Genomic DNA, 498 nt, shown 5'->3' with positions numbered 1-498 from the left:
CCAACTTCATGCAGGCGAGTTGCAGCCTGCAATCCGAACTGAGAATGGCTTTAAGAGATTAGCTTGACCTCGCGGTTTCGCGACTCGTTGTACCATCCATTGTAGCACGTGTGTAGCCCAGCTCATAAGGGGCATGATGATTTGACGTCATCCCCACCTTCCTCCGGTTTATCACCGGCAGTCTCACTAGAGTGCCCAACTAAATGCTGGCAACTAATAATAAGGGTTGCGCTCGTTGCGGGACTTAACCCAACATCTCACGACACGAGCTGACGACAACCATGCACCACCTGTCATTCTGTCCCCGAAGGGAACGCCTAATCTCTTAGGTTGGCAGAAGATGTCAAGAGCTGGTAAGGTTCTTCGCGTAGCATCGAATTAAACCACATGCTCCACCACTTGTGCGGGCCCCCGTCAATTCCTTTGAGTTTCAACCTTGCGGTCGTACTCCCCAGGCGGAATACTTAATGCGTTAGCTGCGGCACTGAAGGGCGGAAA

The 498-nt window shown here is 52.0% G+C and carries 1 rRNA gene (running past both ends of the window); it reads right to left on the bottom strand.

Features of this window, described 5'->3' with window-relative positions:
- A 16S ribosomal RNA gene (locus RZ74_RS06815) occupies positions 1-498 on the bottom strand (its annotated part extends past both window edges: 340 nt to the left, 1,003 nt to the right); the annotation flags it as partial.

Source organism: Apilactobacillus apinorum, from assembly GCF_001281175.1.
Lineage (GTDB): Bacteria > Bacillota > Bacilli > Lactobacillales > Lactobacillaceae > Apilactobacillus > Apilactobacillus apinorum.
This window is presented reverse-complemented; position numbering and strand designations above follow the sequence as displayed.